This is a genomic window from Prevotella ihumii (assembly GCF_900155655.1).
Taxonomy (GTDB): Bacteria; Bacteroidota; Bacteroidia; order Bacteroidales; family Bacteroidaceae; genus Prevotella; species Prevotella ihumii.
The window spans coordinates 2,251,782-2,271,785 of the sequence record NZ_LT706987.1; the positions used below are offsets into that span (position 1 = coordinate 2,251,782).

General features: G+C 43.7%; 12 protein-coding genes. 8 read left to right on the forward strand and 4 right to left on the reverse strand.

The genetic code is table 11. The features are described 5' to 3' along the window. Positions 1 to 637 precede the first annotated feature (637 nt). The 5 genes from folP to CZ367_RS10065 all read left to right on the forward strand — a co-directional run bounded on the left by folP (position 638) and on the right by CZ367_RS10065 (position 8,297). Positions 638 to 1,483, forward strand: coding sequence for a dihydropteroate synthase (gene folP, locus CZ367_RS10045; protein WP_077196752.1), 846 nt, complete (start codon positions 638 to 640; stop codon positions 1,481 to 1,483). 33 nt (positions 1,484 to 1,516) lie between these two features. Then, entirely contained in the window at positions 1,517 to 2,296 is a 780-nt protein-coding gene (gene cdaA, locus CZ367_RS10050; protein WP_077196753.1) for a diadenylate cyclase CdaA, read from the forward strand. 203 nt (positions 2,297 to 2,499) lie between these two features. Further along, entirely contained in the window at positions 2,500 to 4,821 is a 2,322-nt protein-coding gene (locus CZ367_RS10055) for an outer membrane beta-barrel family protein (RefSeq protein ID WP_077196754.1), read from the forward strand. Positions 4,822 to 5,871: 1,050 nt separating this feature from the next. Continuing rightward, on the forward strand, positions 5,872 to 6,912 hold the full coding sequence (pta, locus tag CZ367_RS10060) for a phosphate acetyltransferase (protein ID WP_077196755.1): 1,041 nt from the start codon (positions 5,872 to 5,874) through the stop codon (positions 6,910 to 6,912). Positions 6,913 to 7,091: 179 nt separating this feature from the next. Continuing rightward, positions 7,092 to 8,297 carry an acetate/propionate family kinase gene (locus tag CZ367_RS10065; RefSeq protein WP_077196756.1) on the forward strand — a complete coding sequence of 402 codons (1,206 nt, stop codon included), beginning with the start codon at positions 7,092 to 7,094 and terminating at the stop codon, positions 8,295 to 8,297. A gap of 476 nt (positions 8,298 to 8,773) precedes the next feature. Here CZ367_RS10065 and CZ367_RS10070 read toward each other — a convergent pair whose 3' ends face one another. The 4 genes from CZ367_RS10070 to dut all read right to left on the reverse strand — a co-directional run bounded on the left by CZ367_RS10070 (position 8,774) and on the right by dut (position 13,905). Then, the gene (locus CZ367_RS10070) at positions 8,774 to 10,684 is read right to left on the reverse strand and encodes a M23 family metallopeptidase (RefSeq protein ID WP_077196757.1); all 1,911 of its coding nucleotides are present in this window, start codon (positions 10,682 to 10,684) and stop codon (positions 8,774 to 8,776) included. After that, positions 10,685 to 11,590 (reverse strand): lipoprotein insertase outer membrane protein LolB1, encoded by a 906-nt coding sequence (locus CZ367_RS10075; protein ID WP_077196758.1) that lies wholly within the window; start codon positions 11,588 to 11,590, stop codon positions 10,685 to 10,687. Continuing rightward, entirely contained in the window at positions 11,587 to 13,386 is a 1,800-nt protein-coding gene (locus CZ367_RS10080) for a tetratricopeptide repeat protein (RefSeq protein ID WP_084793507.1), read from the reverse strand. Before CZ367_RS10080 ends, CZ367_RS10075 begins: the two co-directional genes overlap by 4 nt. A gap of 81 nt (positions 13,387 to 13,467) precedes the next feature. Then, positions 13,468 to 13,905, reverse strand: a complete 438-nt coding sequence (dut, locus tag CZ367_RS10085; protein WP_077196759.1) for a dUTP diphosphatase — start codon at positions 13,903 to 13,905, stop codon at positions 13,468 to 13,470. A gap of 147 nt (positions 13,906 to 14,052) precedes the next feature. Here dut and dgt point away from each other — a divergent pair, with 147 nt between their 5' ends. The 3 genes from dgt (at position 14,053) to CZ367_RS10100 (ending at position 19,884) form a co-directional block, all read left to right on the forward strand. Then, positions 14,053 to 15,390, forward strand: a complete 1,338-nt coding sequence (gene dgt, locus CZ367_RS10090; protein WP_077197425.1) for a dGTP triphosphohydrolase — start codon at positions 14,053 to 14,055, stop codon at positions 15,388 to 15,390. Between the two features lie 123 nt (positions 15,391 to 15,513). Beyond that, entirely contained in the window at positions 15,514 to 16,509 is a 996-nt protein-coding gene (locus CZ367_RS10095) for a YqiA/YcfP family alpha/beta fold hydrolase (RefSeq protein ID WP_077196760.1), read from the forward strand. Between the two features lie 21 nt (positions 16,510 to 16,530). Next, the gene (locus CZ367_RS10100) at positions 16,531 to 19,884 is read left to right on the forward strand and encodes an AAA domain-containing protein (RefSeq protein WP_077196761.1); all 3,354 of its coding nucleotides are present in this window, start codon (positions 16,531 to 16,533) and stop codon (positions 19,882 to 19,884) included. Positions 19,885 to 20,004: the final 120 nt, after the last annotated feature.

Consider the following 20,004-nt stretch of genomic DNA (forward strand, 5'->3'; position numbering starts at 1 on the left):
GATGTCTTCTTACCTGTAAAATGGCAATCCTAATTCGATTTATCCACTAATGTATATTCTTCTATTTCTTTTATCTGATGCAAAGGTACGGCAAATAGTCGAAACCTTTGGTGAGTTTTTCCTAATCGGTGGTAGGGAATTTCCTATTTGTCGGTAGGAAAACTTCGCCTCCTCTGTTTTTACATCTCAATTAACTTTAAACCCAAGTCGGTCATTAGACCAGTTTAGGTGCTTACTTTATTATTTTTGAAACTTATGAGATGTCTTTTTTCTTATTTTGGCTTTATTTTACCTATATCTGCAGTCACATAGCCTGCTATGCTCCTTTGATATATGCAAAATAAATCTCAACATAATCGCAAAATACATTCTCATTCTAACGACCGATTTGGGTTAAATTCGTTCGGTTTATCAAGGGGTTAGAGGGTATGAGAAGAAGTTTTATCCAAGTGTTTGTGGGGAGTGTAGGGGCTCGATTTATTCGCAAGCTCATCAACACGTATCGAGCTCCGCTTAACTGATGAGGAGTGGAACTTGGTAATTCGAGCCCCTACATACCTTGATTTTAGCTCCGTAACGTTCTAAAATATTGGCTTATTCCTTGGCTTTCTAAAGGTTTTGTGTTAACTTTGCCGATATGGAAAATATGAATATACTGCAACAATATAACCCCGTGAAATATACTATTAATGTACGTGGACGCCTCTTAGACCTTAGTCGTCCATCAGTAATGGGTATTCTGAACGTTACGCCCGACTCGTTTTTTGCCGACAGCAGAAAGCAAACCGAAGACGAAATACGTCGTCGTGCCAACGAGATTGTACAGCAAGGGGCTGCGATGATTGATGTTGGGGCTTGCTCTACACGTCCAGGAGGCGAAGTTGCAAGCGAAGAAGAAGAAATGCGTCGTTTGGCTTTTGCCCTACCTATTATAAAAGAAGCGCAGCCCGATGCTGTGATTTCTATTGATACTTTCCGTGCTTCGGTAGCACGTCGCACGGTCGAAGAGTTTGGAGCAGACATTATTAATGATGTAGAAGAAGGTGCCGACCCCGATATGTTTCGTACTGTGGCAGCACTTGGCACACCTTATATATTAATGTCAAAGGCAGCTACGCTTCACGATATGTTGATTGATTTTGCTCGAGAGGTGCAAGAACTGCGTGCCTTAGGACAAAAAGATATAATCCTTGACCCTGGTTTTGGCTTCGGAAAAGAACCTGCTGTGGAGGGCAACTATGCGTTGATGAACGAGATGGAACGCCTTCACGTGTTTGAACTCCCCCTCCTTGTAGGCATCAGTCGCAAACGTATGATACACCTACTTTTGGGTATCACTGCCCAAGAAAGCCTTAACGGCACTACTGCCCTGAATATGATTTCGCTAATGAAGGGAGCTTCTATCCTCCGTGCGCACGATGTGCGTGAAGCAGTAGAGGCAGTAAAAATTTACGAGAGCTTGCAGGGTAGGGCTGCGTTATAATTAAGATGTAAAGACAAATAACATTTTCAAACTATGTTTTTCGACTTCGGATTAAAAGATATTATTGATATAGTACTCGTGGCAACGATGCTTTATTATCTTTATAAGGTGATGAAAGAGTCGCGCTCGCTCAATGTCTTTTATGGCATTATGATATTCGTTGTAGTGTGGCTCATCGTTACACAAATGCTTGAGATGCGTCTCTTGGGAAGCATTATGGACAAGTTGGTGTCGGTGGGAGTTATCGGCATCGTGGTATTGTTCCAAGAAGAAATTCGACACTTCCTATACAACCTCGGTGCACATCAAAAGGTGATGAACCTAATGCACATCTTTAACCGAGTAGATAAAAACAAAAAGGAGGTAGATCGTGAAGCCATACTCCCCATAGTTATGGCTTGTATGAATATGGGTAAAGGCAAGGTGGGCGCACTCATCGTGATAGAACGTGGCATCAGTCTACAAGACATTGTAGAAACAGGCGACTATATTGATGCTCGCATTGACCAACGGCTGATAGAAAACATATTCTTCAAAAACTCGCCTTTGCACGATGGGGCGATGGTCATTTCTAAGAAGCGTATCAAGGGTGCAGGTTGTATTCTTCCCGTGAGCCATAGCCAGGACATTCCAAAGCATTTCGGACTTCGCCACCGTGCAGCTATGGGCATCTCGCAAGAGTCGGACGCCGTGGCAATTGTGGTATCGGAAGAAACAGGAAAAATATCTGTTGCCATCAAAGGTGAATTCCAAGTGCGCTTATCGGCTGAACAATTGGAGAGCATTTTGGCAAAAGAACTATCTGAAGTGTAGGACGATAACAACTGCCCAATGAACAATACAAATATATGATGATGTAGTTATAAGGTGAGAAATGACAAGTTTCTCACCTTATTTTTTTACACAAAAGGGTAAAAAATATAACGATGAGCGACATTTATTCGTTTTTTTTTCTTGCAAAGAAATGTTCTTTTCTTACCTTTGTGCAAACGATTAAACTAACTTGATACCTACTTATGAAAAAGCAATACGCTATTTTGGGAATGTTTGTGCTATGTGCAACGCTTGCCAAAGCTCAACAAAACGTAACAGGATGGGTGACGGACGAGCAACGTGCGCCCATAGAGTATGCCAATGTTATTGCACTTTCGGTGCGCGACTCTTCGCTCATTACAGGTGTAATTACCGATAGTTGCGGCGCATTCCGCATCACTTTACCCAATGATACACCAGCCTTTTTGCGTGTGTCGAGTGTGGGCTACAACCTTCAAACCTATACTTTACCACTCACAGCAGACACTTTACGGCTCAAAGGTGAGGCAGCAGCCTTGGAAGGTGTTACCGTTACGGCACAACGCCCTAAAATGGCATTGCGCAACGATGCACTCGTAACCACCATTGTGGGCTCTACGCTTTCTAACGTGGGGTCGGGCAACGACGTGCTCAAACGTATTCCGTTGCTGTCGGGCAAAGAAGGCAGCTATTCTGTGGTAGGCAAAGGCGCAGCAGTTATCTATATTAACAATAGAAAAGTAACCGATGCCACCGAATTAGAACGTTTAAGTTCGGCAGACATCAAAGATGTAGAGGTTGTTACCAACCCCGGGGCTCGCTATGATGCCACTGTGCGTGCCGTAATCCGTATTCACACCATCAGAAGGGTGGGCGACGGTTTCGGCTTCGATGTGCGTTCTAACACTCTATATTGGAAACATTGGAACAGTTTTACACAATTGAACACACGTTATCGCCACAAAGGCTTGGAAATAGCTGCATCTGTGGATTACGATGTAACTAACAGTTATCAGAACCAAGAAACGGTTCAAGAGCTGCAAGTAGACGATTTGTGGACCAACAAGTGGACGGGAAAGAGCGATTTCAAAAATAAAGATGCGTCTTTCAACCTTTCGGCTGCCTACGACTTTAATACCAATCACTCTGTAGGTGTAAGGTTTGACACCTCAAAACACTTTGATGGGGATAACGACCATACAGGTTTTTACGCTACCGATGTGCTGAAAAACAACCTTGCTTACGACCATATCAATTCTGAAATGTATGGTTTCAAATATGCTATACCTACCAAAAACCTATCAGCCTACTACGTGGGACAGATAAAAAAACTAAGTATTGATTTTAATACCGATTACTATTTTTCTGAAGACATCACGAAGCAAACCACCATAGAGCAAAGCACAAACTATGAAAATCGTACGGTAACTTCTGAAGGCAAGAGTCGTAGCAACTTCTTTGCTACCAAATTGGTGCTTACTCACCCCGTATTGGGTGGAAATCTGTCGGTAGGTAACGAGAACACCTATACCAACAAAACGCAAAATTATGCCACCTTGGAAGGTTTTGTACCCAATGCAGCATCGAGAATAAAGGAAGCCAACTATGCCTTTTTTGCAACCTATTCGCGTATGACACCCATTGGAAACATACAAGCAGGGTTACGCTACGAACACGTAAATTCCGACTATTACGACCACGGCACATATAGTCCAGACCATAGCCGACGCTACAATAGGTTGTTCCCGTCATTCTCATTCGCTACGCAAATCAAGAATGTGGGCTTACAATTGGCTTACACGGCTAAAACAAGTAGACCGTCATACGCCCAGTTGGGTACAGACGTAACCTATCTGAACCGCTTTACACGTCAGAGTGGTAATCCTATGCTGAAACCTGCCAATGTCTATGATTTGTCGTTGATAACTACTTGGAAGGTCTTTACCTTGGTGACAAGCTATACCGAAACCCACAATCAGATAATGTACTCGTCAGAACAAGAAAGCGAAGACAAGAGTATCAGCACCCTGCGTTATCGCAATATCGACAAATTACCCAAATTCTCATTGGCACTTGTTGCATCGCCTAAGTTTGGGATATGGTCGCCACAACTCACCTTGTTCTGTCAGAAGCAATGGTTCGATATAAACCGATTGGGCAGTAAGTTTAGTCTCAACAAACCGATATGGGGTTTCAAGTTTAATAATACCCTTGAGTTTAAACACGATTGGGTAGCTGAAGCCTTTATGGGTTTCAATTCAAAGGGTATGGCAGAGAACGGTGAGGTTATTCGCAATGTGTGTGAGGTGAACTTGTCTTTGCAAAAAACATTGCTCAAAAATCGCCTTATATTGACCTTGGGTGTGGAAGATTTGTTTAACAGAGCTACACAACAAGCGACACTTTACACCGAAAATTATAAGGTGACACAGTATCAGGAATACGATACCCGTCGTGCTTACTTCAAGGTAGTTTATAAGTTTAATACTACACGAAGCAAGTATAAAGGCACGGGAGCGGGACGAGACGAACGCAATAGATTGTAAATGGTAAACTCTAAACTCCACATTCGGGGTAGGCAATGCCTACCGAATGTGGATTTTTTGTTTGCAATAACAAGGTTGTGTGTGCATAAATAATCGGGCTACTTCTTATACACATCTCTGTTTAACCCAAATCGATCATTAGCCCGCAAAGGCTTTTTAAAGCGTTTAGCTGTTATGCTTTTCTTCGTCTTTGCACCTTATTTTGGCTCTTTTTGTTAGTTTTTTCAGTTGTTTAGCTCGCTAAGCGTCTTCAAAAACAACCAAAAATAGCTCAAAATAAGCTCGCAAATCTCGAAGAAGTCTAACGACCGATTTGGGTTTAACTTAAAATTCGTTCCTTTTATCAAGAAGTTAGAAGCGTTAAAGGGCGTTATGTCCAAGTGCTTGTGGGGGTAATGTAGGGGCTCGATTTATCGAGTTCCGTTCATCAACACGTATGAAGCTCCGCTCATTAATATGTACCGAGTTTCGCTTTATTTGTGAGGAATGGAACTTGATAAATCAAGCTCCTACACCATTTGTGCACATTAAAAACTGTTTTTAAAAGGGCTTTCTTTTAGCAATATTTCTCCTAAACAGAGATGTGTATAAAGCGTAGAATTGCGAGGGGGTAAATGTTCTATTTCTAACCTCTCTGTCTTTGAAAAACGAAGCATCAATCTTACGAAAGCCAAACATATATGTTTGAGGTTGTCAAAGTTCAACTTTGAGTGTGTAAAACATATATGTTTGGGAGGTTAAAACATATATGTTTTGAAATGGGTTTGTAAATATTTGTGTTTCAGATAGTTGTAAATAGGCTTTTGGGAGACGTATCCTTTTTCGCTATTGTTCTATTTTTCTTTTGCTCATTTCCTATTCTTTGCAATGAGTAGTTTGTTGGTGTGCTAATGCCCATATTGTATTAGAAAAAGAATATTTCAAGCCGATATTTGCTTATAATATCAATAAGGTGTAAAAAAGCTCCATTCTTTTTGGTGTTATACTACTAAATTGCTATCTTTGCATTTCAAAATAGACATTTAACAACATAAAATAAAATAAACAAAAATGGATTTATTACAGCAAATTGTTGCTCGTGCTAAGGCTAACAAGCAACGCATTGTGCTTCCAGAAGCGGAGGAAGAAAGAACGCTCAAAGCTGCCGACAAAGTATTAGCCGACGACATTGCAGAATTGATTCTTATCGGTAACCCTGAGAACATTAAGAAATTGGCTGCAGAATGGGGCTTGAACAACATCGACAAAGCTACCATCGTAGACCCTGAAAACAACCCACGCAGCGAGGAGTATGCTGAAAAGCTTACCGAACTTCGCCAAAAGAAGGGTATGACCATCGAGAAGGCTCGCGAGTTGGTAAAGAACAACCTTTATTTGGGTTGTATGATTATCAAGACCGAAGGTGCTGACGGACAGATTTCGGGTGCACTCTCAACTACTGGCGATACGCTTCGTCCAGCTTTGCAGATTATCAAGTGTGCTCCAGGTATCAGCTGTGTAAGTGGTGCAATGTTAGTATTGACTCACGAAGAACAATATGGCGAAAACGGTATTGTGGTTATGGGCGACGTTGCTGTAACTCCTAATCCTACCGCAGAGCAGTTGGCACAAATAGCTTATACTACCGCAGCTACTGCACGCAGTGTGGCAGGTTTTAAAGACCCTAACGTTGCAATGTTGAGCTTCTCAACCAAGGGCTCTGCTCAAGATGCTATCAATAAGGAAACAGGTAAGAGTGTTTACATCATCGATAAGGTGGTTGAGGCTACAAAGATAGCTAAGGAGAAGTATCCTGAACTCAAGGTAGATGGTGAACTTCAGGCTGATGCTGCTCTCGACCCTACTACTGCTGCAAAGAAAGCTCCAGGCTCTGACATCGCAGGTAAGGCTAACGTACTTGTAGTGCCAAACCTCGAAGTGGGTAACATTGGTTACAAGCTCGTTCAGCGTCTTGGTGGTGCTACCGCTATTGGTCCTATCCTCCAAGGTATTGCACGTCCTGTAAACGACCTTTCACGTGGTTGCTCGGTAGACGACATCTATTATATGGTAGCTATCACAGCTTGTCAAGCACAAGATGCTAAGGCATAAATAGGAACGATTGAGAAGTTAAGAGGAGTTAGAGGGAGTTATGAGGAGTAAAGCCATTATCTCCATTGTCTATCATCAGACTGTGTAGGGGTTGTTGGTCTCATCTTACGTTCCTCACTTATCCGACTTTCTGTTTTTCCACAACAATTACAATTAAAAGAGAAAATAAAACTTACATTATGAAGATATTAGTTTTAAATTGCGGTAGTAGTTCCATTAAGTACAAATTGTACGATATGGCAGACGAGAGTGTGCTTGCACAGGGTGGTGCAGAGCGTGTAGGTCTTGATGAAGCATTCGTTAAGGTAACACTTAAAGATGGCAGCAAAGAAAAGATTATGCACGATATGCCTGACCACAAGGAAGGTGTAAAGTTTGTATTCGAACTCTTGCTCGACCCTAAGTACGGTGCATTGAAGAGCTTGGACGAAATTGACGCAGTAGGTCACCGCGTTGTGCAGGGTGGCGACTTGTTTGAAAAGAGCTGTATCGTAACCAAAGAGGTAGAGGAAGGTATCGAAAGCCTTATCGACCTTGCACCTGTTCACAACCTTGGCCACCTCCGTGGTCTTCGTGCGGTAGATAGCTTGATGCCTAACACACCACAGGTAACTGTGTTCGACAATGCTTTCCACAGCACAATGCCTGCACACGCTTATCTTTATGCTGTACCTTACGAAATGTACGAGAAGTATCACGTGCGTCGTTATGGTTTCCACGGAACAAGCCATCGTTACGTTTCACAGCGTGCGTGTGAGTTCCTTGGTGTAGACTATAAGAGCCAAAAGATTATCACTTGCCACATTGGTAATGGTGCGTCTATGGCTGCTATCAAGGATGGAAAGGTTATTGATACCTCAATGGGTCTTACTCCGTTGGCTGGTATGATGATGGGTTCACGTTGTGGCGACATCGATGCTTCGGCTGTTACCTATATGATGGAAAAGCTTGGCAAGACCCCACAAGAAATGGCAGACTACTTGAACAAGGAAAGCGGTGTACTTGGTATCACTGGCATTAGCTCTGATATGCGCGAAATAGAAGCTGCTGAGGCTGCAGGTAACGAGCGCGCTATTCTTGCTATCAAGATGTACGCCTATCGCATCAAGAAGTACATCGGTGCTTACGCTGCTGCAATGGGTGGTGTAGATATGATTATTTGGACTGCAGGTGTAGGCGAAAACCAGATAGGTTTGCGTTTGGATTCTTGCGAAGGTCTTGAGTTCCTTGGCATCAAGATGGATAAGGAACGCAACAACTGCCGTGGTGTAGAGCGTGTTCTTTCTGCTGACGATTCTAAGGTGAAGGTGGTACTTATCCCAACCGATGAAGAAATCGTTATTGCTCGCGATACCCAAGAGCTTGTTATGGCTGCAAAGAAGTAAAAGCCACTGCTATTATATATAAGGTGCTCCGATAAGGGAGTATAGAAAATGAAAACGGCAAGTAGTCTGCATAAACTACTTGCCGTTTCTTGTATATTAAACCCCAAATAAGAAAGACACCTCATAAGTTTCAATAATAGACGAGGAAACTCTTAAACCCAAATCGCTCATTAGCCCGCAAAGGCTTTTTAAAGCGTTTAGCTGTTATGCTTTTCTTCGTCTTTGCACCTTATTTTGGCTCTTTTCGTTTATTTTTTCAGTTGTTTAGCTCGCTAAACGTCTTCAAAAACAATCAAAAATAGCTCAAAATAAGCTCGCAAATCTCGAAGAAGTCTAACGACCGATTTGGGTTAAATGAGCCTACCGACCAATAGGTCTTAAAACTCCTATGGTTATAATAAAAAAAATAAGTGCTAAACGCAAATAGAAGTTTATTTGCACTTAGCACTTTTGCTTTTTATTTTGTGATTAGTTGCTTAGCGCAACCACTCTTCAGGATTGAGCTTGGTACGTTCTTTGCGAAGTTGGAATTGTACAACGCCATTTCCGCCTACTGTACCGAGCGTTTGCCCCGTTCCAACACTTTGTCCACGGCTTACACTCACCTTGCCCAATCCGCAATAAACCGAAATGTAAGCACCGTGACGTACCATTACGATGGTTGAACCTGCAACGTATGAAACGGCTGTTACCTCACCCTTGAACACACTGCGTACAGGAGTTCCCGATGCAGCCTTGATGTCGATACCGTGACTGCTGAGTTTTACGTTGTTCATACCATTCACGTTGTATGTACCAAAGTGGGTTACGATGCGTCCCGAAACAGGCATTGGCAAGCGTCCCTTGTTGTTGGCAAAGCTACCTGTTGCAGCACGGTCGGCATTGGTCATAAGGCTCGACTCTTCGTTGGCTTTCTTGGCTGCAGCTTGTTCACGGTCGGCACGCTCCTTATCGGCAGCGGCTTTGCGTTCAGCAGCTATACGGTTGGCTTCAGCCTCACGTGCTTCTTGATTGGCACGAGCTTTTTCTGCTTCGGCACGAGCTTGTGCGCGCTGTTCTTCTAATTTGGCTGCTGCCTCACGTTCTTGGGCTTTCTTTAGCTCACGAGCCTTCTTCGCAGAGGCTTCTTCTGCTGCTGCTCGGCGTGCTTCTTCAGCCTCACGGCGAGCCTTCTCTGCCTTTGCTGCTGCTTCACGGCGTTGGCGTTCGGCTTCGGCAGCACGTGCTTGTGCTTCCGCCTTTGCCTTTGCTTCACGTGCTTTAGCCTCAGCTATGCGGCGTGCGTTCTCTCTTGCTGCAGCTTCGGCTGCCGCCTTCTTTCTTGCCATTTCGGCTGCACGTCGCTTGGCAGCGGCTGCACGGGCAGCGGCTTGTGCCTTAGCTTCGGCAATGGCGCGTTGGCGTGCTTTTTCTATTTCGATGGCAACCAAATGGTCGATTTGAGCATTGATGGCCTGTTGCTTCTTTTGACGGTCGGCAATTACCTTTTGCAATACCTTTTGGTCGTTTTGAAGCGATACTACAACGTTCTGTTGCTCCACCTTCTTGTGCTCCATTTGTGCGTGCACTTGGCGACCTTTGTAGAGTAATGTGCTCTTATGGGTGCGCACATCTTGCAGTTGTTGGTGCTTTTCGTCTACCTGTTCTTGCTTCTGTTTGAGCAGTTCGCCCTGTGCACGTTGGTAGGCTGCATATTCGCGTACGAAACGTAAGCGGCGATACATCTGTGTAAGGCTCTTTGCAGAGAAGATGAACATAAGTTTGTCTTGGATACTGCGATGGCGAGCCATATAGCGCATAGAACGAATAAAGCGTGAGCGACGTTCGTCCAATTGTGCCTCTAACGACTTCAACTGCCCTTTCAAGATGCTCATATTGCCCTCAAGGTGCTTTATATCTGTGGAGATGGTATCGATGGTCTTTTGGTGTTGACCTATCTCTGTATCTAAGGTGATAATCTTTTGCAAGCGGTCTTCTACGTCCTTTTGCTTCACCTTTAGTTCTTTTTCGTTTTCTTTTATCTCCTTTTGGATTTGCTGGTTTTGCTGTTGCAAGCCCTTTATTTCTTCTGTTGCTACGTATGAAGGTTGCTTTTTGCCTCCTTTTACATGCTTGCCCTTGGCTTGCTTGGTGTTGACAGGTTGTGTCTTACCTCTCTTTTTGGTAGGTTGAGGCTTTTGCTGTACGTTTTTTGCTTTGGCTTGCGTGCCACTTTTGGGAGCTTTTGCACCCTTTGAGGTCGTTTGTACAGAGGTTGCTGCTGTTTTCTTATTGCTTTTTGCCGTTTGTTGGGTTGAGGGTCGTGTTTTCTTTGTCTTTTGCTTTTGAGCAAACGACATCGACAATCCTAACGTCAACAAAACCAAAATAGATACTATTCGCTTCATTTAGAGACTTGTTAGTTTACCTAATATTTCTTCAACGCTTACTTGCTGATATTTTGTAGATGGGGTGGTGAAAGCTTCCCAATCGGCATTGTCGGTCAGTCCGTCAAGCTCGAAGGTTGCTTTGAGGGTTTTCTTGGCTTTGGTAGCTGCAGTTTCTATCACCAATTCGTGGTTCATAGGAAACTTTTTCGACCCAAAGTTTTGGAAGTTAGCATAGTTCCAAGTGAGTGTAGATGCACCATGTGTAGGGCTAACATACTTTGCTTCAGCTTGTGTGATAAGTCCTGAGAGCGATTCTGCCAACCACTTGTAAGTCATTTTTCCATCTTTCAAGGTTACAGGTACAATAGCCTTGTTGGGCGACTGTAAGGCTGTGAGGTCGGCAGCGAATTGGGTTAGACTGCTTTCGCCTACTCGCTGCTGTCTTGGTACAAAGAGTTGGTTCCAAAAGAGTGCTTGGAGCGAGTAGAAGTTGATACCATTATCGCGCAAGAAAGCCACATCGTTGTAGCTTGCTTTTACGTATTGTTTGTGTATGCGGTCGATAAAGAGCACGTAATCTTTTGTAAACTCGATGCGTCCTACCTCGCTGCGAAGGATAGGTACTAAGAGTTGCAAACGTATCACTTCGTCTTTACGCATACGAAGTGTACCTGGTACGGTAATATTTTTTGAACCTGTATTGAGCGTGAATGAGAGGTCGGACACCACATTGTTTTGATACAAAGCCTTGTCGGAAACCTTCTGCACAAACTGCAACATCTGTTTTTTGGCTGTAGCCTCAGCGTTGTTGCTTTTTTGCTCAATAGGTTTGGTGGGCTGATTGACAACCGCTTGTTTTTGTGTGCTACACCCTACAAAGAGCAAGGAGAGTGCAGCTGTTATCCATATCTTGTTTGTTTTCATTCTGCAATGTATTTTTTAAGTTCTATTTTTTGCTTTAGCGTGTCGCTCTTGCGCCCTGCTTCTACAGCTTTCGTCCAATACTCAAGTGCCTTGTCTTTATCTCCTGTGAGGAAATAGATGTCGCCTGCGTGCTCTAAAACCACTGCTGAAGGCTTTTTGTCGTACTTTAGCATCTGTTCGATGTAGATTTTAGCCTCCTCATAGCGTTCTTGGAGGAAGAGAATCCACGCATAAGTGTCAAGGAAATTGGTGTTCTCAGGCTCGGCTTTGATGGTTTTATAACTCATCTGCTCTGCCTTTGCGAGGTCTTTTTTTGCTACGCTGAGATGGTAAGCATAATTGTTGAGCGCACCATAATTGTCTGGTTTCCACTGCAAACAGCTGTCGTAAGCGATGAACGACTCTGCTTCCATTCCCTTTTCGTGATAGATGTCGCCCATTACGGCATAGAAGTCGGACACCATATTGGGATCGCTGTCCTTATTGATAAGTGTAACACCTTTTTTGAACGTAGCTAATGCGCCATCGTTATCGTGTTTCAGATAGCGTGCAAAGGCTTCGTAATAGTAAAAACCCATTTCTTCAGGGTTGTACTCGTGGGCTGGTTGTGCTAAGGCTATCACTTTGTCGTAGTCTTGACTTTCCCATAAGTCGCCCAAATATTGAAGTCGTGCTCGTGCATTATCAGGTTCTATCGCCAAGGCTTGCTCGTACAGTTGGTGTATCTCTGCCTTTGGCTTGTTGTTCATAATGAGATAAGCTGCTTTCATCAGTGTGATGTCGGCATCCTCTTGCGGTAAGGCGAGTACACGGTCGAAGAGTTTCAGCACTTCGATGCTGTCTTTGTTTTTGTTCTCTTGATTTTCTACGACTACTTGTCGCAAGAGAGCCATCTTGGTTTCTTTCTCTGTCTTCTTCGATTTCAATAATGTTTCGATGATTTCGTCTACCATCTTGTTGTTCTTGGCATCACGATAGTAGTCTAAGAGCGAAAGTTTGGCGTACGCATTGTCGGGTTCTTCCTTCAGTACGTTTTGATATTCTTTGAATGCTTCTTTCTTTTTCTTGTTTTGAAAGAGCCAGTTACCCAACATTACACGATAGTTTAAATCCAATGGATTTTTCTCTACAAGCGACATTAGTTCGGCTTGTTCCTTTCGTTTGTTGCCCATTTGCTCGTAAAGTTGCATCTTTGTGAGCGAAATTTGTTCATTATTGCCCACAAGTAGTGCCAATCTGTCGAGCGTTTCTATCATCTTTTTGTGGTTGTTCTTTTGTCCGTAGAGTTGATAGAGTATTTGTAGAACGTCCTCACGAGCCTTATTGGTTTCGTAAAGTCGTTCGTAAGTTTCTAAAGCTTTATCAAATTCAGACTGAGAGAGGTAGTATTGACCTACTTTCTCTAAGTAAGTAGAGTTTTCGGGTGCAAGTTGTGCCGCCTTCTCATAACATCTGCGTGCTTCTTTGTTGTTTTTCATTGCCACAAAGTAGCCTGCCAATTGGTAATACACCTCTGGTGCGTTGGGGTTGATGCTACGTGCGTGGGTCAATAGGTCGAAAGCTGCACCGAAATTGCCCATACCTTGCTGTCGTACGGCTTCAAGAAAGAAGTAATTGTAGCGTTGGTAGTCTTCGCTTGTTTGTGCTTTTACAGGGAGCAAAAGCAATGCGAAGAGTACGCTTAATGTTACTTGGAATAGGTTATGCTTAATGTTGAAGTTCAAATTGATAATCCTCCTTAATTCGTTGTGATGTGTTTTGTTTTTGAAGCGTATGTTTCTTGAAAATAGTTTCATACGCTGTAAAACCATTGGTTGCGGTGATTCCTTATTGAAACGTAGGCTTTTGGGCTTTCCGAGGTGTAGATACACGCAGTCTTACTTCACGCCTGTATGTCCGTAACCTCCTGCTCCACGTTCTGTTTCATCAAGTTCTTCCACCAATTCAAACTGTGCTTGTTCGTGTCGAGTTATAACCATCTGTGCAATACGTTCGCCTGCATTGACGACAAAGTCTTCTGTTGAGAAGTTGATAAGCAACACTTTTATTTCGCCACGGTAATCTGCGTCTACCGTACCAGGACTGTTGAGCACCGTAATGCCGTGCTTCAGTGCCAAACCACTGCGTGGACGCACCTGTGCTTCGTATCCTTCGGGCAATGCAATGTGAAGTCCTGTAGGTACAAGCATACGTTCCATTGGTTTTAAGGTAATGGGTTGGTCTATATTAGCACGCAAGTCCATTCCTGCACTTTGGCTTGTGGCGTATGTTGGCAAAGGTTGATTGCCTTTGTTGATTACTTTTATCTGTATCATATCTTTATTAAATAATGTGCAAAAATAATGAATTATAGTCAGAAAGATGAACTTTCATCCCTAAAAAGCCCTAAATTAGGCATTTTTTACGTACTTTTGCGTAGGGTATAAACAAAGCAAATTATTAGAACCCACTTTATGATTATGATGCATTGGGCAAAACTTATTTCCAACAAACGACTTGGACAAGAAGACCGTCACGCTGAGCGACACGATGACAGGTCTGAATTTAAGCGTGATAGCGACAGACTTATCTATTCCGCACCCTTTAGACGATTGCAGAACAAGACACAGGTCTTCCCTCTCCCGGGGAGTGTTTTCGTACATAATCGTCTTACTCATTCACTTGAAGTGGCATCTTTGGGCAAGTCATTAGGCGATGATGTGGCGCGCAAGCTCATCAAGAAGCACCCCGAATTAGGCGGAACGCTTTTTGAAGAGATAGGTACAATTGTGCAAACAGCTTGCTATGCTCACGATATGGGCAATCCTCCGTTTGGACATAGTGGAGAACAGGCCATTCAAGCCTTTTTCAAAGAAGGGGCAGGAGCTTATCTTGAAGAAAAATTAAGTCCACGTTTATGGGCTGATATTACCCATTTTGAAGGCAATGCCAATGCTTTTCGCTTGCTTACGCATCGTTTTTTAGGCAGACGAGAGGGAGGTTTCGTAATGACTTATTCTACCCTTGCCAGCATTGTAAAGTATCCTCATTCTTCCTCGTTGGCAGGCGCACACGGCAAGTTTGGGTTCTTTGAAACCGAAGAAACTACTTATCGAAAGATAGCCGATGAACTTGGCATTATCTGTCACGCATCCACCGAAGACGGAATACGCTATGCACGCCACCCATTGGCCTATTTGATGGAAGCAGCAGACGATATTTGCTACGAAATAATGGACATTGAAGACTCGCATAAGCTCAAGTTGTTATCGTTTGAAGAGACTGCCGATTTGCTCTTAGGGTTCTTTGACGACAATACAACGACAAGTATTCGCCAACGCATTGAGGCAGAGGGAGTAACCGATAAGAATGAGCAAGTAGTTTATTTCCGTGCTTGTGCGGTTGGTAAACTTGAGTCGCTTTGTGTTGATGCTTTTGTCGAGAACGAAGAAGCAATCCTTAATGGTACGTTTGAAGGTTCGCTTATCGACCATATCCCCGAACTCCAAAAGAAGAATTATCGCCATTGTATAGATGTGTCGGTTGAAAAGATATATCGCAGCAAAGCCGTCCTTGATGTCGAACTATCGGGTTACAAAATTATGGAAACCCTTATGGAAACCCTCACCGATGCAGCTGTAAACCCTAAAAAGTTTCATAGCAAACAACTCATACGTCGCTTTTCAAGTCAATACGATATACAAAATCCAAACTTGGAAGACCGCATTATGGCAGTACTCGACTATATCAGTGGTATGACAGACATTTATGCGCTCGATATTTATCAAAAGATTAACGGAATTAGTTTGCCTATCATTTAGAAAGTATAAGGTGATTTGAAGGCAATGTTGGACAAGTCGGACAAGTCGGACGGGTCGGATTTGTCTGATGCAAACCACTAATTTCTATCTATTTAGCAACGTTTCTCATTGCTCATTAGCATTATGGAAAATCAATACAAAAAGACCTTTCCCGACCTGATGGTCGATAAAAAGATAGTTTACGTTCACGGCTTTATGTCGGCAGGCTCTACCCACACGGCTCAAATCCTCCGTGAGTATATGCCAAAGGCGACAGTTATCGCGCCAGATTTACCCCTTCACCCCGAAGAAGCTATGGCTTTGCTTCGACAAATTCAAGCCGACGAACGCCCCGACCTCATCATTGGCACCTCAATGGGCGGAATGTACACCGAAATGCTTTATGGTACAGACCGCATCTGTGTAAATCCTGCCTTCCAAATGGGGTCTACCATTTCCGAAAACAATATGGTAGGCAAGCAAACCTACCAAAATCCACGTGTAGATGGTGTACAGGAGGTTATCGTAACCAAGGCTTTACAAAAGGAATATAAGGACATTACAGAGCAGTGTTTTAATGCGGTAACACCCGAAGAACAAAGTCGTGTGTACGGACTCTTTGGCGATAACGACCCTGTGGTGCATACCTTCGACCTCTTTCGTACACATTACCCCAATGCCATTCACTTCCACGGTGAACATCGCCTCATCGAGAAAGCCATCTTCCACTATCTTATGCCCGTAATCCGTTGGATAGACGACCATCAAGCGGGTAGGGAACGCAAGACCATTCTTATAGATTGGACTACCTTGCGTGATGCTTACAACAAACCCAAGTCGAGCCTTCAGAAATGTTATGAAATGCTCTTAGACCATTACGAGGTCTATTTTCTTGCGCCAGCACCTACCAACGACCCCTCTTTTATCCCCGAAGCACAAGCGTGGATTGAAGAAACCTTCAGCGCACCAGCGTGGAATAGGGCTTTATTCACCAATACTCCCCAACTGCTCTTAGGCGATTATCTCATAACGACAGCAGACTTGCCCAACTTTATGGGGACAGTTCTTCCCTTCGGGAGCGACGAATTTAAAACGTGGGAGGAAGTTATCATCTATTTTGAACGATTAGGCGGACAATAACGCAGCTATCTTTTTATCCAAATGAGTACAGCCGAAGAGTTATTTGCACGCATAACCGACATCTTAGATTTACCAACCAATGAAAATGGAAGTCAGAACCATTTGATGCACGAAACATTGGTTTTATGTTGCCACGAAGGACTGAAAAGCACCCGACATAGCTTTGGCAGTCTTGCTTCACAGGTAGACAACCTCTGTAACCGCCATCACATCAAGCCGCAAGACATTGTGGCTATCCATCTGATGCGCACCCATAGCAATTCCATTGCCCCCATTTTGCCTACCGACCTCCTTTACGATTGCCGCGCATTGGCTATTTTCATATCGGCTGTGTTCAATGAGGATATCCCTTCCGCCTTGGTTGGTCGTATTCCTGCGGTGGGCAGACGCACCGAGAACATTCAGCTTGCCAACTACAAATACATACGTTGCACAGTGCGTTCTTTTACCGATAGCACCATCAATGTGAGCGTACTCAATCAAGAACACGGCGAAGAAGAACTCATTGTCGACTATCTTAATACGCCCGACTTCATAAACCTCAGCTATTTGCGCCAACTATTGCGCATAGGGATGCAACTCAACCTCTTGGAATGTAGTCTGAAAGGCAAACGAGTTATACCTCGAATAGTTGTTGTAGAACCCGATTTCCTGCTCGACATCTCCACCATAGCCAATTGTTTTGAAGACTATGGACACCACCCCTTGCTCTACACCGTAAACCGCTTGCAGACTCGACCCAACAACCCTCCCATCTTGCTTGGTAACTTTGCAAGTGCTGCCCTTGACGACATCATCAACAACGAGACATACGACCTGAAAGAAACTATATGTTCCAACTTCCGTGATAAGGCTATAGACTTTGCAACCTGTCCTAATTTCAGTCCTATTGCATATATAGAAGACTGCAAAGTGCAAGTAAAGAACATTCAACAGATTGTAGACGAGCTCTTTATCACACACGATAAAGCAAAAGCCATTCTCGAACCCTCGTTCGTATGCGAACAATTGGGAATACAGGGGCGTGTAGACCTTATGACAACCGATTTTGCGTTATTGGTGGAACAAAAGTCAGGAAAGAATTTCTACTTAGAAAGCGATCGCAACAACAAGCACGGCTCACGCCAAATAGAAAAGCATTATGTGCAGTTGTTGCTTTACTTCGGCATATTAAAATACAATTTCAATCGCAGCGGAAAGACCACAGATGTCTATCTGCTTTATTCTAAATACCCACTCCCAAACGGACTTCTCGAAGTCTTGTCGTACCAGCAATTGATGTACGAAGCTATAAAGTTTCGCAATCAGGTGGTGGCAACCGAATTTTGGTTTTCGCAGAACGATTTTTCACGCATCATTCCCCAACTCACCCCCGATACGTTACGCACCGAAAACACCAACGACAACTTCTTTGAGCGTTACATACGCCCACGTCTTACCGACACACTTGCCCCTCTTCATCATCTTTCTCCTTTAGAGCGAGCTTATTTTTCACGTATGATGCGCTTTGTTGTCAAGGAACAAATCATCTCTAAGGTGGGCTATCAGGAAGGTACAGGCAGTGCCAACGCCGACCTATGGAATATGCCTTTATCGTCAAAAATAGAAACTGGCAATATCTATATAGGGCTGACCATAGCGCAAAAGGAGCAAAGTACATCGTATAGCGGCTACGATACCATAACCCTCAACGTGCCAACGCAGGGCGATGACTTCTTGCCCAACTTCCGTCGTGGCGATATGGTCTATCTCTATGCCTACCGCAAAGGTGAAATACCCGATGTGCGAACGAGCATACTCTTTAAGGGGGCGTTGCAAAAGATACAGACCCATAGCATTGTGGTGCATCTTAACGATGGACAACAAAACCCTAATATCATCAGTGGCGAATGTTTTGCTATCGAACACAGCAGCAGTGATATAGGCAGTAGTGCAGCCTTACAAGGATTGCATACCCTTATCACGGCTCAACAAGACCGCAAAGACCTGCTTCTTGGACAGCGTTCGCCTCAAAGAGACACATCGCTAAAGCTCTCAAAATCGTACAACACCACTTACGATGACATACTTTTACGTGCCAAGCAAGCCAAAGATTATTTTCTTCTTATTGGTCCCCCTGGGACAGGAAAAACCTCTATGGCACTGCAATATCTTGTACGCGAACACGCTGACAAGCAACTCCTTTTGCTCTCTTACACCAATCGTGCCGTGGACGAAATTTGTGGAATGCTCTCCGATCACGATATACCTTATATCAGAATGGGTAATGCGTACAGCTGCGCCCCACAATATCAAAACCATCTGCTTACCAATGTGATAGCCGAGAAACCTACCTTGGAACATATCAAACAGACCTTATCTGAAGCACGAATTATTGTGAGTACAACGGCAAGTCTTGCCGCACGCCCTTTTATCTACCAAATCAAGCATTTCGACTTGGCGATTATTGATGAGGCGAGCCAAATTTTAGAACCCAACATTGTAGGTATCTTGTCGGCACACAACCCAGTTGGACAATGTATAGACAAGTTTATCCTCATAGGCGACCACAAACAGCTCCCTGCCGTAGTACAACAGGATGCGGAAGAAGCAGCTGTGGACAACCCTTTATTACAGATCATTCATCTTGATAGTTGTGCCAACTCGCTCTTCGAACGCCTTTTGCGTACAGAGTATGCCAACGGCCGCACCCACTTTATCGGCACTTTGCGAAAACAAGGTCGTATGCACCCTGACATAGCAGCCTTCCCCAACGAAAAGTTTTACCGTCGTGAACAATTGGAGTGTGTACCTTTGGATCATCAGAGAGTCATCTCTCTACCTTATAAGGTGGATAGCGAAGATGCTACGGACGACTTTCTAAAGGCGCATCGTATGGTTTTTATCCCGTCAAAACCTTGTCGCCAACCCAATATTTCAGAGAAGGTGAATACCGAAGAAGCTAAAATTGTGGCAGACCTTATCCGTCGTCTGCACCGACAAATGGGCAGCGATTTCAACCCACAAAAGAGCATTGGGGTAATTGTGCCTTATCGCAACCAAATAGCAATGGTGCGCAAGGAATTAGAACGGCTCAATCTGCCTCACATAGAACAGATAAGCATTGACACCGTGGAGCGATACCAAGGCAGCCAGCGAGATGTTATCATCTATTCGTTTACGGTTCAAAACCGTTTCCAATTAGATTTTCTCACTGCCAACACCTTTATGGAAGATGGACAGCCCATCGACCGCAAACTGAATGTAGCCATTACCCGCGCCCGCAAGCAACTTATTCTTACGGGCAACGAAGCCACATTGCGACAAAACACATTGTTTGCAGAGTTGATAGACTATATAATGAAAAAGGGTGGAGTACACCAAATGAACGTGTAAAACAAAGTTGTTCGTTATGTTTTAACCCAAATCGGTCGTTAGACTTCTTCGAGATTTGCGAGCTTATTTTGAGCTATTTTTGGTTGTTTTTGAAGACGTTTAGCGAGCTAAACAACTGAA

Coding starts and splice junctions, on each gene's coding strand:
- dut (WP_077196759.1), bottom strand. CDS start 13,905: ATGATACAGATAAAAGTAATCAACAAAGGCAATCAACCTTTGCCAACA.
- CZ367_RS10095 (WP_077196760.1), top strand. CDS start 15,514: ATGGAAAATCAATACAAAAAGACCTTTCCCGACCTGATGGTCGATAAA.
- CZ367_RS10070 (WP_077196757.1), bottom strand. CDS start 10,684: ATGAAGCGAATAGTATCTATTTTGGTTTTGTTGACGTTAGGATTGTCG.
- CZ367_RS10080 (WP_084793507.1), bottom strand. CDS start 13,386: ATGAAACTATTTTCAAGAAACATACGCTTCAAAAACAAAACACATCAC.
- CZ367_RS10075 (WP_077196758.1), bottom strand. CDS start 11,590: ATGAAAACAAACAAGATATGGATAACAGCTGCACTCTCCTTGCTCTTT.
- pta (WP_077196755.1), top strand. CDS start 5,872: ATGGATTTATTACAGCAAATTGTTGCTCGTGCTAAGGCTAACAAGCAA.
- CZ367_RS10100 (WP_077196761.1), top strand. CDS start 16,531: ATGAGTACAGCCGAAGAGTTATTTGCACGCATAACCGACATCTTAGAT.
- folP (WP_077196752.1), top strand. CDS start 638: ATGGAAAATATGAATATACTGCAACAATATAACCCCGTGAAATATACT.
- CZ367_RS10065 (WP_077196756.1), top strand. CDS start 7,092: ATGAAGATATTAGTTTTAAATTGCGGTAGTAGTTCCATTAAGTACAAA.
- cdaA (WP_077196753.1), top strand. CDS start 1,517: ATGTTTTTCGACTTCGGATTAAAAGATATTATTGATATAGTACTCGTG.
- dgt (WP_077197425.1), top strand. CDS start 14,053: ATGCATTGGGCAAAACTTATTTCCAACAAACGACTTGGACAAGAAGAC.
- CZ367_RS10055 (WP_077196754.1), top strand. CDS start 2,500: ATGAAAAAGCAATACGCTATTTTGGGAATGTTTGTGCTATGTGCAACG.